The sequence below is a fragment of the Gracilimonas mengyeensis genome, assembly GCF_900182705.1.
Lineage (GTDB): Bacteria > Bacteroidota > Rhodothermia > Balneolales > Balneolaceae > Gracilimonas > Gracilimonas mengyeensis.
This window is the reverse complement of record NZ_FXTP01000015.1, coordinates 62,326-75,210: the sequence shown is the minus strand read 5'-3', so window position 1 is coordinate 75,210 and position 12,885 is coordinate 62,326. Positions and strand designations below refer to the sequence as shown.

The following is a 12,885-nucleotide window of genomic DNA, read 5'->3' as shown; positions in this document are numbered from 1 at the left end:
TGCCTCGCTCAATACTTAAGAGATCATTTGGGAATAGAATCAACCTTCTTGGTGATCTTTTCAGTCTTTAGCGAAGCGGTGACTGGAAAGTTAAAGTGATGTAAGTCTCCAGACTTACGTGATGCTATCAAATTAATATCTCATCAATTCTAATTATTCCAGTCTTGTCAATATACCATTGGGCACTGCTGTAAGGATAATCCTGTGGCTTCTTACAAAAGCCTTCCTTCACGGGGTTGTAGTGTATGTAGTTCATTTTTTGCGTAAAAAACTTATTTGAGACTACTTCCATCGGCCGATTATCCTGTTGCCAAAACTGATAGTTGATGTTGTTTGGATTCAACCTTCCTTTTCGCTTAAACATCCAAAGCATCCATTTTCTGTGGCTTTCTTCCGGATTGGTCTCTAAATCATTTAGTATTGATGAGGCCGTGTATTTTTTAAAATCTCTTAGAATGGCTGAAAGATCATAACCTTGTTTTGCACTTATCAATAAGTGCATATGATTGGTCATCAGGCACCAGCCATGAATTTTAAGCCCTTTATTCTTTTGACAAAAGATTAAACTATCTGTGATGAATTTTTTGTATTTGAGTCGACTAAATACATCTATCCAGTCTATCACCGCAAAAGTGATAAAATGTGCTTGTTGATGATTATGTATTTTGAACCCCGCCATGATTGAAATATAGCAGCTTGAAAATTTTACGCAAGTCTGGAGAGTTGGTTTGCTTGAACTCTTAAGTCACCGCTCGGTTAACAAGTTTTTCTTTTGCTATAATCTTGCCTCGCTCAAGACTTAAGAGATCAGGGAGATCACTGTGGATAGTAACACGGTCCAAGCGGTACGCTTGAACCAAGTCAGTGGTGAGTAATAATCGAAACAGTGACACGTGATTCGAATACGCGGTGAGCATCAATCGACTTAGTGGCGCACATAGCAAAAGTTTTAGGTTATCAAAACACCAGGATAGAGATGCTTAGCAGCAACTCTATTTATTAGATGTGTTGTTGTTCGGTTATGAATGCATTGCCATGGTTAAAAGTAAAATGGCACGTTTCTTTTCTTATTTAGGTTGATTCCGTGAAGCCCCGTTAGTTATTTTGACGCGGCTGTTCATCACTATCAACCCGAAAAAAACAGGACATTTGCAAAACGCGGACTTTTCGAGAAATCTGCTTCAATGGTATCAGCATCACAAACGGGAAATGCCGTGGCGGGGGGAGCTGGATCCCTATAAAATCTGGGTATCCGAAATTATGTTGCAGCAAACGCGGGTTGATCAAGCCACTCCCTATTTTCAGAATTTTATTTCGTTGTTCCCCACCGTTTATGATTTGGCCGATGCCGATCAACAACAAGTGCTTAAAGCCTGGGAAGGACTTGGTTATTACAGCCGTGCCAGGAACCTCCACACAGCAGCTAAAACCGTAGTGGAAGAGTATAATGGCAAAGTACCCGAAAGCTACGATGAAATCATCAAGCTAAAAGGTATTGGACCTTACACGGCCGCTGCAGTAACCAGTATTGCATTCAATGCGCCAAATGCCGTAGTGGATGGAAATGTCATTCGCGTGTTATGTCGCTATTTTGGAATTGAGGATGATACCAGAAGCTCAAAAACAAGCCGAATGATTCAGGAAGAAGCTGATGAGCTGATTGATCCTGAACATCCCGGAGACTTCAACCAGGCGCTTATGGAACTGGGTTCTGAGGTTTGTACACCTACCAATCCGGATTGCGAGAACTGCCCGGTTCAGGCAGGTTGTATAGCAACTAAAATGTCCAAGACGGAAGTGATTCCCTATAAATCTCCTGCCAAGAAAAAGCCTCATCATATTATTGGAGTTGGTATTGTGGAGAATGAAGAAGGCCAAGTGCTGATTGCATTACGCCCTGAAGAGGCCATGCTGGGAGGCTTGTGGGAATTTCCCGGTGGGAAGCAGAAAGAAGACGAAACCATATCAGAGACTGTTGAACGAGAACTGCACGAAGAGCTGGGTGTGGAAGTAAAAGCTTACAAAGAGCTGATGAGCCTAAAACACGCCTACTCTCACTTTTCCATTACCATGCATGCCTGGTTTTGTAAACTGGTAAACGGTACGCCGTCTCCTAAAGAAAGTCAGGAGATAAAATGGGTTAAAACGGAAGAACTGGAACGTTACCCCTTCCCCAAAGCCAATAAAGTTTTAACTGAACGTTTGATTAACGATAAGAATTGATATTTTTGTCTTGCAAACGCAATTTTACAGCATACCCAAATTTTTAAGCAATGAGTGAATCTGCCTATAAAAACAAGCATGCCTTTGTGGATGCTTTTAGTCTTAAAATTGAAGAACTGGGACATCCCCGTATTTATGGGCAAATATTAGGCTGGCTGCTCATTTGTGACCCTCCCCATCAGTCCTTTCCCGACTTTATGGAAAACCTGGACATCAGTAAAGCCTCTGTAAGCAATACTACCCGCATGCTGCTGGAGCAGGGCCTTATCGAGAAAGTGCGGGTCAAAGGAGAACGCCAAATCTATTTCAAGCTAAAAGAAGGTTCTCTGGTAGATTTCATGGAGCGTCAGCTTCAGCTTACCCTGGATTTGGAAGCCATCACCTCCAAAGGACTTGAGTTAGTGAAACAAGAAGGCCAACCCGATCACAGGAGACTAAAAAAAGCCAACGATTTCCATCGGTTTTTGGCACGGCAAACCAAAGACTTGCTGGAAGAGTACAAAACAAAAGAAGACTCTTGATTATTCACGCGCACAAAAAATGACTGCGCGTTCAAAATTATTTTAACTACCCACCTCCTACCATATTTCTTCAATCTTCTCTTCTGAATATAAAAACCGCTTTTTCCGGTTTTTAACAAGTATATAGCACACTCACTACCAGCTAAATCGCTATTCAATCAGTTTTGAAAAGAATTTTAAAAGCTGGAATTATGGACTATTTATTTTGTTTAATAGTTAGTAAACTTACTGAACAAATTAAATCACCACCAGTCAACATATGACTAAGAGTTAGCTGCATGGGCATCAAGGAACGAAAAGAGCGGGAAAGGAAACGCCGTAAGGATCAGATTCTGACCGCTGCTATAGAACTTATTGAGGAGCAAGGGTTTGAAAAAACCACGATGGACGAAATAGCTGATCGCGCCGAGCTAAGTAAGGGAACCCTTTATCTCTACTTTAATGACAAGGCCACCCTACATCAGGCTATCAAAAAGCGTGGATTAAATCATATCCATGAGAACTTTCTGCAAATTATCCGGCAGGATTTACCAGGCTCAGAATTAGTTACCCAAATGGTTTTAGTCTTCTTAAAAACCATTACGCATAATGCCACTTTTACCAAAGCAATGTTCATCTATGAGCATTTGAATGAACAAGAGATCGAGCCCCAGTCGGTAGCAGAAAAGTGCAAAAACATTCAGGGTGACATCCTGATGCTATTGGTTCATGCCATCCAAATTGGCATTCAGGATGGCAGTATCAAAACATCTGTATCTCCAAAGGTATTAGCCCTGAATATCAGCTTTCAAATGAAAGGCATGTTGCAATCCAAGTTAGCGGGGTCACATGCTTATGTAGAAAAGGTTTTAGAGGAAAATAAACTAACCATGTCTGAACTGATGGAATTGTTTCTACAAACGCAATTTAACTACTCGGCTACCTCATGACCACAGCCAATCATAAACAACAAATACAAATCCTATTGTTTGCTATGAAGCGACTTTTTGCTCGTCCCCTGCTCTTTTGCGGGATTATAATTCTTTTAGCCGGTATTGCCGCTCCTACGGTTAATGCCCAGAAGACGGACACCTCTTTAGACACCTTGAGCCAAACCATTAACCTGGAGCAGGCCATTCAAATTTCACTGGCCAACAACACCCAGATGAAGCGATCTTTGCTTTCCATTCGGGATGCTGACCAACAGGTACGCAATGCCTGGAGTAATGTAATGCCGGATATTGCTGCTTCGGCCACCTACACTCGCAATCTGGAAGTACCGGTAAACTTCATTCCGGCTATAATATTCGACCCGGATGCCGATCCCAATGAATTGATGCCGGTGGCCTTCGGTACCGACAATAACTGGCAGGGCGGATTTTCTGTTTCCCAAACTATTTTTAGCGGACAGGCTTTTGTAGGAATCAGCAGTTCTGAATTGTATAAAGCAGCCCAATCAGAAAGCATGCGCGCGACAGCTCAGGGCATCGTAACCCAAACCCGGGTAACGTACTACCAAGCATTGGTAGCAAAAGAGCAACTGCGGCTGATACAAGCACAAATTGACCGGGTAGAGCAAAACCTGGAAGACACCCGCAAAATGTACGAACAGGGTTTCACTGACGATTATGCCGTGCTTCAGCTGGAGGTGCAGCTCAGTAACCTGGAGCCACAACTTGTGCAAGCCCAATATGGCGTAAAAGAAGCCAAACAAGAATTACTGGATGTGATGGGGTTACCCGTTCAGCTTTCTATTGATATCAAAGGAGACCTGAGTGCCTACGACATACATACACAGAATGCTGAAAAGGATGAGAATCAAGAACTGAAGAAAATTGACGGCCTTACTCCATTGGTGTTGGAAGAAGATTCCGTTGCCCTGAAAAGAGCCCTGAAGCTACGCGGCGATTTACGTGCCCTTAACATTCAAAAGGAATTGCGCGGCAAGCAGCTGGATGCACAGCTTAGCACTTTCTTACCCAGCGTAGTAGCCAACTACGGCCTCAACTGGACGGCCTCTCAACCCGGTACTCCTCAGTTTTTTGGGACGGAAGATTCCAGGGCACGATCACAGACAGTATCCTTGAGCGTACAGCTTCCAATCTTCCAGGGCTTTAGCCGAAATGCGGCTGTACAGCAAGCTAAAATCCAGATTAAGGATACGGAATTGCAGCTTTATCAAGCCAAACAAACAGCCAATAAAGAAATCTTTACTGCAAGACAAAGTGTCCGCGAAGCCCTGCAAACCAGCGATGCACTTACAAAAGCCCTCAACCAGGCAAACAGAGGATATGAACGGGCTAAAACCCGCTACCAGAATGGAGTGAGCTCGCAACAAGAACTGATGGATGCCGAGCTGCAACTACGCCAGGCTGAAATTAATTATGCGCAAATGGTTTCCGGTTATCTCTCCGCCAAAGCACAGTATGATCAGGCGGTTGGACAGGTACCATTTGTAGCCGAAGACATCCAGGACATCAAAGAAAATATTGAACTCAAATAACATGAACCCGACTCAAATGAAATCTCAAATCTCGATACTTGCGCTGTTTTTATTGATTACTGCCTGCGGAAACGGCGGACAGGATGAAAACGGCGAAAACGGAACCGAACGAACCACCCCGGTTTTTGTAGAGGAACTGCAACCTTCCACCTTCAGGCACTATGTAAGTGTTCAGGGTGATGTGGAATCTGATAAGACCATCATGATCTCCCCAAAAACATCGGCCACAGTGGAAGAGATTTTGGTACGCGCCGGGGATGATGTACAAAAAGGAGACATACTGGCCAGACTTGACGGTGAAGTAACCCGAAGCCAGCTGCAACAAGCCGAAACACAGCTTGAGCTGACCAAAACCGTGTACGAACGCCAGCAAAACCTGCGCGACCAGAACATTGGTTCGGAAATAGAATTACTGCAAGCTAAAACCAACTTTGAGTCGGCCAAAAGTCAGCTGGCTACCCTTAAAGAGCAGTACGATTATTACACCATCCGGGCCACCATTCCCGGCACGGTTGACCGCGTGGACTTGAAAGTAGGAGAAACCGTTGGCCCCAGTGCCCCGGTGTTCCAGATTTCCAACTCCGATGCGCTGAAAGTAACCGCACAGGTTTCGGAAGCCTACATCACCCGCATCACCAAAAGTGACAGCGTGGAAATCACCTTCCCAACGCTTGATGCATCCATCAACAAAAAACTGGATGTTGTGAGCAAAGCCATCAACCCCTCGAACCGGACATTTGGCGTGGAAGTTTTCATTCCAAATTCTATTGAAAATATTCGCCCAAATATGATGGCGAAGGTGAAAATCAACGACATCACCCTGCAAGATAAAATGGTAGTGCCGGTAAACAGCGTGCAGCGAGCCAATAATGTCAGCTTTGTATTTGTGGCCGAAGAAACGGAAAACGGCTGGGTAGCCCGCAATCGTGAAGTAACCACCGGGTACAACTACGCCAACAACCTGGTAATTGAAGAAGGGCTACAAGCCGGTGAATTACTGATCACTACAGGATACGCCAACCTTTCGGACGGCAGTGCCATTACCATCCAGGAAAATTAATTGAATTGAACAGAAGCGAGTAACAGAACATGAGTTTCAAAGAATTTAAGATCTCGAGCCTGTCGATCAACAACCGCACCACGGTGTATTTGTTAACGGTTTTGATCACAATTATAGGTGTCTATTCGTACATAACCCTGCCCAAGGAGTCTTTTCCCGAGGTAGAGATCCCGGTGTTTAACGTGGTAACCATTTATGCGGGAGCCTCGCCGGCTGATATTGAAAACGTTATTACCCGCCCCATTGAGCAGGAACTGCAAGGGATTGACGGTATTGACGAAATCAGCAGTGTGTCGAAGCAGGCCACCTCTATCATCACCATTGAGTTTACCACGGAAAAAGACAAGCTGGTTGCCCAGCAGGAAGTAAACGACGCGGTGGAAAAAGCACGGGCTGAATTACCAACCCAGCTTACCCAGGAACCGCAAGTAAATGACTTTAACCTGGATGACCAGCCCATACTGAACATCAACCTTTCCGGGAATTATGATTTGGTAGAACTGAAAAAGTTTGCCGATGAAATCCAGGATCAGATTGAGAGCCTTTCGGATGTAAACGAAGCCGAAATTGTAGGTGCGCTGGAACGTGAAATCCAGATTAATGTGGACTTGCACAAAATGCAGGCTGCAGGTATTACTTTTAATGATATCCGAACTGCCGTGCAGAGTAAGAATATGACCGTATCGGCCGGACAGCTGGATATGGGCTCTATGGAGCGTTCCGTTCGGGTTGACGGTGAGATTGAAGAGGCCGGTGATTTGCAGGACCTCATCATCAAGAATAACGCTGGTGACGAAGTGTATCTGAAAAATATCGCCACCATCCAGGACGGTTTTGCCGACCGGGAAAGTTATGCGAGCCTCAACGGTGAGCCGGTTATCACTATAAACGTGAAAAAGAAAAGCGGCGGAAACCTGATTGAGACTTCTGAAGCCAGCATGGCCATCATACAAGATTTGCAGGAAAATCAGTTTCCCGATGATCTTAAAGTCACTATTACCGGCGATCAATCGCAGGACACCAAAGACAGCGTATCCAACCTGTTCAACACGGTTATCCTCGGGTTCTTTTTCGTGGTGCTGGTGTTGATGTTCATCATGGGCGTGCAGAATGCGGTATTTGTTGGATTGGCTATCCCCCTCTCCTCCCTCATCGCGTTTGCGGTGATGCCCACCATCGACTTTTCCATCAACATGGTAGTACTGTTTGCCCTTATTCTTGGGCTGGGTATTGTGGTGGATAACGCCATCGTAATAGTTGAGAATATTTACCGCCATGTTACCCAAAATGACGAAAGCAAAATTGTAGCCGCTAAGCGCGCTGCTGGCGAAATTGCCCTGCCGGTGATTACGGGTACGCTAACGACCATTGCGCCTTTTGTGCCGTTACTGTTCTGGGGTGGTATCATCGGTAAGTTTATGATGTACCTGCCTATTACCTTGATTTTGACCCTCGTGGCTTCCCTGCTGGTAGCTCTTATAATGAACCCGGTATTTGCGGTTTCTTTTATGAGTGAAGAAGGCGATCACATGAAAGACGACGAACATCACGACAACCGTTTTCTGTGGATTGCCTCTGCTGTAGTTGGGGTGTTGGCCGTTATCTTTTACCTGACCGGCGGCATGTTTGTAGCCAATCTGCTGGTGTTCATTTACCTGCTGTGGCTGCTGGAGCGCTTTGTGTTGAAGCCTTTAATCCGCAAATTTAATGAATCTACCCTGCCAAAAATCCAAAGCTATTACCACGATTCTATCCAATGGATTCTGGTAGGTAAACGGCCTTGGTTTGTACTTGGCGGTACGTTTGTATTCCTGATTTTCAGCTTCCTTATGCTGGGAGTGGCTTCGCCAAAAGTAGTGTTTTTCCCAGAAAGCGAGCCCAATTTTGTGTACGTGTACAACGAGATGCCTTCCGGCACCGACCTGGATGAAACCCAGCGTATCAACCAGCAAATTGAAGAGCGTGTGTACGGAGTGATTGGGCAGGATAATCCCATTGTAAAGTCCGTGATTTCGAATGTAGCTATTGGCGCCAACCCGCCCAACAGTATTGATCCAACGCCATCACCCAACAAAAGTAAAGTGACGGTGGAATTTGTGGATTACCAGGATCGTGACGGGGTATCAACCCAGGAAATTCTGAATGAAATCCGCGATAACGTGCAGGATATTCCCGGCACTACCGTTACGGTTGAGAAAGAGCAAAACGGCCCGCCTACCGGCAAGCCCATCAATATTGAAATTACCGGGGATGAATTCGAGCAGCTGATTGCCCTTACTGAGCGGGTGAAAAGCTTCATCCAGGAACAAGAGATTGAGGGAATTGAAGAGCTGCGTTCAGATCTGCAGATAAGCAACCCAGAAATCATTGTGGATATCGATAACGAGAAAGCTAATAGCTATGGCATCAGCAATGTGCAAATTGGGAGCACCATCCGTACCGCGCTGTTGGGCGAACCGGTGTCTACCTATCGCGTAGATGAGGATGAATACGATGTAACACTTCGCCTGCAGAAACCGGATCGTTCAAACATCACCGACCTGATGAATATGGAAATTCCTAGCCCGGGTGGCTACATCCCGATTTCGGCCGTAGCTACTCCGCGACTTGAAAACAGCTACGGGGCCATCAACCGTATTGACCTGGAACGAGTGGCTACGCTCTCATCCAACGTACTGGCCGGCTATAATGCGAACGAAATCAACACGCAGATTCGCCAGGCTTTGGAAGACTTTGAAATCCCCCAGGGATATGAAGTTTCCCTTACCGGTGAACAGGAGGAACAGGCTGAGACCGGACAATTCTTGATGGTAGCTCTGCTTGCAGCCATCATGTTAATCTTCCTGGTTTTGGTAGCCCAGTTTAACTCCATTGGTAAACCGTTAATTATTATGTCGCAGGTGCTGTTTAGCTTGATCGGGGTATTCATCGGCTTCTCCACCTTTGGTATGGATATTTCCGTGGTGCTTACCGGGATGGGCATTATTGCCGTAGCCGGTATTGTGGTGAAGAATGGAATTATCCTGATTGACTACATCGATATTCTGCGGAATGATGGGGCCGATTTGAAGAAAGCTGTGATTGAAGGCGGCGCCACTCGTTTGAATCCCGTATTGCTGACCGCCGCTTCTACTATCCTCGGGTTGATTCCGCTGGCCATTGGCCTGAACATTGACTTTTACGGGCTGTTTGCCAGCTTTGAACCTAACCTTTATTTCGGTGGCGATAACGCCAGCTTCTGGGGTCCCCTGGCCTGGACTATTATTTACGGCCTGGGCTTTGCCACCTTCCTGACGCTGTTTTTGGTGCCATCCATGTACTACATCGGTGTGAATACAAAAATCTGGTTCAAAGAAAAAATGAGTTTGAAGTAGTAAACCACTAAGTAAGAATGTAGCCCATCATGGTTACAGTTGTACTTGTATTCCCCTAAGCCTCGCCAAGTGAAATTGGCGAGGCTTTTTTATAAACCCGATATAGAGCTAAAAACTGAGTTCGATTCATAACAGTAGTTTTGATAAGCCCGAAATCTAATTCTTTCCAGGCATCAGCCATTAACTTATCCGCAACAATAAGATTTCTGCCCGCCCGGGAATGACCACCAATAGACCTCGGGATCTATTCACACATTTCCACGGTCTGGTGCAAGCGTCTCGCTTGTACCACGGTGAGTATTTCAGCAACACCACCAAACTTAGATAAGCTTATAACTAACGCCGAACGGCGTCAAAATCATCATATATATGATGAAAATAGCTCCAGGTAACACCTGGAGAAACGATAGGTCTCGATTGAACGGAACCCCGCAAGGGGTTCAATCAAAAGCCCCTTCAATTATATTTTGCCCCAAATACATTAAGATAGATGATCTGCGTGTAAGCACCCCATAATATCGAAGGTTTTACCCCATTCGGGGTTTTGACTATCTCCCCATTTTTACCTTGAGTTTTGGCTCAGGGTTATTTCATTCTGTTATAAGAATGTTTAGATACGCGTCGGCATCTTTTGCATAAACAGTATTCAGAACCAACTGATTATTTGTATTTTACACATTCATCTTCTTTAACTTGATATTCTAAACTTTGTCGCGACCAAATCAAACCAACCTCCACCATGCCAGAACACATCGCCAAATATTCCGAGTCATTTAAAATCCGGGCCAGTGAGGTCGATACACGGGGTAAAGCTACCCTTCCTGCTCTTTGTTCTCTTTTTCAAGAAGTAGCCGGAAATAACGCTCTGCAGCTCAACTTTGACATCACGCAGCTACATGAGCAAAACCTGACCTGGGTGCTCCATCGGATGGATATCCATATTGAACGCTTTCCGGATTGGCGGGAAACCATCACCATTGAAACCTGGCCGGCGGCCGGAGATGCCCTTCGTGCCTACCGCGACTACCGTATTCTCGATGAGGAAGGCAATCAAATAGGGGCTTGCCTAAGCTATTGGATGATGATAAACCTGGAAACCCGCCGCCCTACCCGGATGCCTAAAGAAATCCTGGAGATGGGCTTAGAAACGGAAGAGCATGTGCTGCCTATAAAAACAGACCGTCTAAACCCCATGGATGAATTTGATGATTCCCGGGAGTTCACCGTACGGAAATCAGACCTGGATATGAACCGCCATGTCAACAATGCCCGCTACGTGGAGTGGATGATGGAGCCCCTGCCCGAAGAAGAGGCCGAAGCCATCAACCGCATGGATATTGTTTTTGTTCGGGAAAGCACCGCCGGCGATACCATTCATGCCGAATACGCCAAACCGGAAGAAGGAAAAATCACGTATCAGCTTAAAAATCAGGATGGAATGTTATTGGCCCTGGCGGAGTGTTTGGTGTAGTGTTATGCCAAGGCTACGGTGTTGTGTAAAGATCTGTCAGGTTTTTTAGATACGTGCTTTGATCACTTCGAATAGGCTCAGACAGGGGAAGGTTTTTATTTTGAGGTGCTAAGAGAAATGTTTTAGCCAAAAAACATTTTTGCAAGATTCAATTGTCAGACGAGCCGGAGTCGTCGGAAGAAGTAAGGGACTCAAAAAGAGGACCAAACTCGTCCGACCACTGATATGGAAACAACCGTTTGCGTCATTTGTAGAGCTCCATAAAGCAGGCCGTTTTGCTAAGCAAGAATTGGTCTGACGATTAAAGAACTAATCAGCTTGCGGTCTTAAGTCACCGCTCGTTAAACATCATTCCCAATCAAAGAAACTTGCCACGCTTAAGACTTAAGCGATCCCGGGGAAATATCTCACCAAAAAAAGGGTCCAAGCAAGATGCTTGAACCAGATATTATGGATTAACCATGCCCTCATTTCAGCAGCGTCATTTTTCCGGTTTGAATTTTATCGCCCACTGTGAGCCGGTAAAAATACATCCCGCTGGAAAGTCCGGCCGCATCAAACTGCACATTATGCTCCCCGGCAGGCACGTTGCCATCCACCAGCGTTGCCACTTCGCGCCCCAGCATATCAAAAACCTTTAGGGAAACTTCACTGCTCACTGGTAACTGATAACTGATCACTGTAGAGGGGTTGAAAGGATTGGGATAATTGTCATATAACTTCACGGAAGAAGGCATTTCTGTTTCTCTTTCCGCGGAAACGGCAGAACCCCAACCGGAAACAGCCAATGCACTGCGCGTCCAGGAAAGTTCCATCACTATCTCCACATTGCTGCCATCCAGATCAGAGCGATAAATGGCTCCTCCATTACCGGAAAAGGTGTAATCCTCTATCCAATACAATTTTTGCGCATCGGCATCCAGTTCTAAAGCTGAAGGCGAGTCGGCATCCACAAATGTCTCGCTATCTCCGCCTGATACTGGTGCTCTGAGGATTTCATCGCTGCTGGTATCCGACCAGTAAACAAAACCATTGCCTGTATCCAGTGTTATGCCTTGGGGTTGAATATAGGATGCCATCTCTGCAACCGTTTCCACTTCGCTTCCGTCCATATTTGCCCGCATCACGGCGCCGGTTTTTACCCAGTACATTTTGCCATTAGCGATGTCCAAGGCAATATCCAGGGTTCCCTCGGTGGTTTCACCGGATACCAGGGTTTCTATTTCCGTACCATCCAGATTGGCCCTTTCGATGGCGCCGGAGTTTTGAAGATCGGCCCAATAGATTTTTCCATTTTCAGTATCCAGTGCTATACCCCGAACACTGCCACCTGCGTCTACCAGCATCTCGCTGGTGAAATCATCCAATGAAGTCCGGTAAATCTCGGTATCAAAAGACGCTTCTTGCGACCAGTACAGGTACCCATTGTCAACATCTGCCTCAACCGCATATATGGGATTGGTGGTTCCATCAGCAATAAAAACCGGATCGGCATCGGCTGACTCCTGCACCCAAAGTGTATCGCCCGAAACGTAATACATCTGGGCATTTACCGGATTGGTTTGTACCAACCAGCCTGTTATCAAACAAATAAAAAAAGTCAGGAAAAAATGGGTTTTTCCTTTATCAATAGTAAATGATTTATCCATAGCAAAAAAATTAATTATTGATTTAGATTAGATAGTTCTTTTGCTTTAGATGCGTAAGAGACCACTAAGAAAGTTCATTTTGCCCAGATTTTTCCAAAAAAGTCT

9 protein-coding genes are annotated in these 12,885 nt (G+C 45.4%); 7 read left to right on the top strand and 2 right to left on the bottom strand.

Features of this window, described 5'->3' with window-relative positions; genetic code table 11:
* Window positions 1-127: 127 nt before the first annotated feature.
* Window positions 128-679, bottom strand: coding sequence for an REP-associated tyrosine transposase (locus tag FN815_RS15810; protein WP_142455630.1), 552 nt, complete (start codon window positions 677-679; stop codon window positions 128-130).
* Window positions 680-1,149: 470 nt separating this feature from the next.
* Between FN815_RS15810 and mutY the strand changes: the two genes are divergently transcribed.
* The 7 genes from mutY to FN815_RS15775 all read left to right on the top strand — a co-directional run bounded on the left by mutY (window position 1,150) and on the right by FN815_RS15775 (window position 11,131).
* The gene (mutY, locus tag FN815_RS15805; protein ID WP_185957332.1) at window positions 1,150-2,223 is read left to right on the top strand and encodes an A/G-specific adenine glycosylase; all 1,074 of its coding nucleotides are present in this window, start codon (window positions 1,150-1,152) and stop codon (window positions 2,221-2,223) included.
* Window positions 2,224-2,273: 50 nt separating this feature from the next.
* Window positions 2,274-2,744 (top strand): GbsR/MarR family transcriptional regulator, encoded by a 471-nt coding sequence (locus FN815_RS15800; RefSeq protein WP_142455629.1) that lies wholly within the window; start codon window positions 2,274-2,276, stop codon window positions 2,742-2,744.
* Window positions 2,745-3,022: 278 nt separating this feature from the next.
* Window positions 3,023-3,673 carry a TetR/AcrR family transcriptional regulator gene (locus tag FN815_RS15795; protein WP_142455628.1) on the top strand — a complete coding sequence of 217 codons (651 nt, stop codon included), beginning with the start codon at window positions 3,023-3,025 and terminating at the stop codon, window positions 3,671-3,673.
* 44 nt (window positions 3,674-3,717) lie between these two features.
* Entirely contained in the window at window positions 3,718-5,226 is a 1,509-nt protein-coding gene (locus FN815_RS15790) for a TolC family protein (RefSeq protein ID WP_185957331.1), read from the top strand.
* A 16-nt stretch (window positions 5,227-5,242) separates the two neighbouring features.
* Window positions 5,243-6,286 carry an efflux RND transporter periplasmic adaptor subunit gene (locus FN815_RS15785; protein WP_185957330.1) on the top strand — a complete coding sequence of 348 codons (1,044 nt, stop codon included), beginning with the start codon at window positions 5,243-5,245 and terminating at the stop codon, window positions 6,284-6,286.
* Between the two features lie 29 nt (window positions 6,287-6,315).
* Window positions 6,316-9,660, top strand: a complete 3,345-nt coding sequence (locus FN815_RS15780; RefSeq protein ID WP_142455625.1) for an efflux RND transporter permease subunit — start codon at window positions 6,316-6,318, stop codon at window positions 9,658-9,660.
* A gap of 739 nt (window positions 9,661-10,399) precedes the next feature.
* Window positions 10,400-11,131 carry an acyl-[acyl-carrier-protein] thioesterase gene (locus FN815_RS15775; protein ID WP_142455624.1) on the top strand — a complete coding sequence of 244 codons (732 nt, stop codon included), beginning with the start codon at window positions 10,400-10,402 and terminating at the stop codon, window positions 11,129-11,131.
* A 467-nt stretch (window positions 11,132-11,598) separates the two neighbouring features.
* On the opposite strand, the gene FN815_RS15770 is transcribed toward FN815_RS15775, so the two are convergent.
* Window positions 11,599-12,780 carry a T9SS type A sorting domain-containing protein gene (locus tag FN815_RS15770; protein ID WP_142455623.1) on the bottom strand — a complete coding sequence of 394 codons (1,182 nt, stop codon included), beginning with the start codon at window positions 12,778-12,780 and terminating at the stop codon, window positions 11,599-11,601.
* Window positions 12,781-12,885: the final 105 nt, after the last annotated feature.

What these genes read in the sequence shown, in the direction of transcription:
- FN815_RS15810 (WP_142455630.1), bottom strand. Translation starts at nt 679, where the DNA reads ATGGCGGGGTTCAAAATACATAATCATCAACAAGCACATTTTATCACT.
- FN815_RS15800 (WP_142455629.1), top strand. Translation starts at nt 2,274, where the DNA reads ATGAGTGAATCTGCCTATAAAAACAAGCATGCCTTTGTGGATGCTTTT.
- FN815_RS15795 (WP_142455628.1), top strand. Translation starts at nt 3,023, where the DNA reads ATGGGCATCAAGGAACGAAAAGAGCGGGAAAGGAAACGCCGTAAGGAT.
- FN815_RS15790 (WP_185957331.1), top strand. Translation starts at nt 3,718, where the DNA reads ATGAAGCGACTTTTTGCTCGTCCCCTGCTCTTTTGCGGGATTATAATT.
- FN815_RS15785 (WP_185957330.1), top strand. Translation starts at nt 5,243, where the DNA reads ATGAAATCTCAAATCTCGATACTTGCGCTGTTTTTATTGATTACTGCC.
- FN815_RS15780 (WP_142455625.1), top strand. Translation starts at nt 6,316, where the DNA reads ATGAGTTTCAAAGAATTTAAGATCTCGAGCCTGTCGATCAACAACCGC.
- FN815_RS15775 (WP_142455624.1), top strand. Translation starts at nt 10,400, where the DNA reads ATGCCAGAACACATCGCCAAATATTCCGAGTCATTTAAAATCCGGGCC.
- FN815_RS15770 (WP_142455623.1), bottom strand. Translation starts at nt 12,780, where the DNA reads ATGGATAAATCATTTACTATTGATAAAGGAAAAACCCATTTTTTCCTG.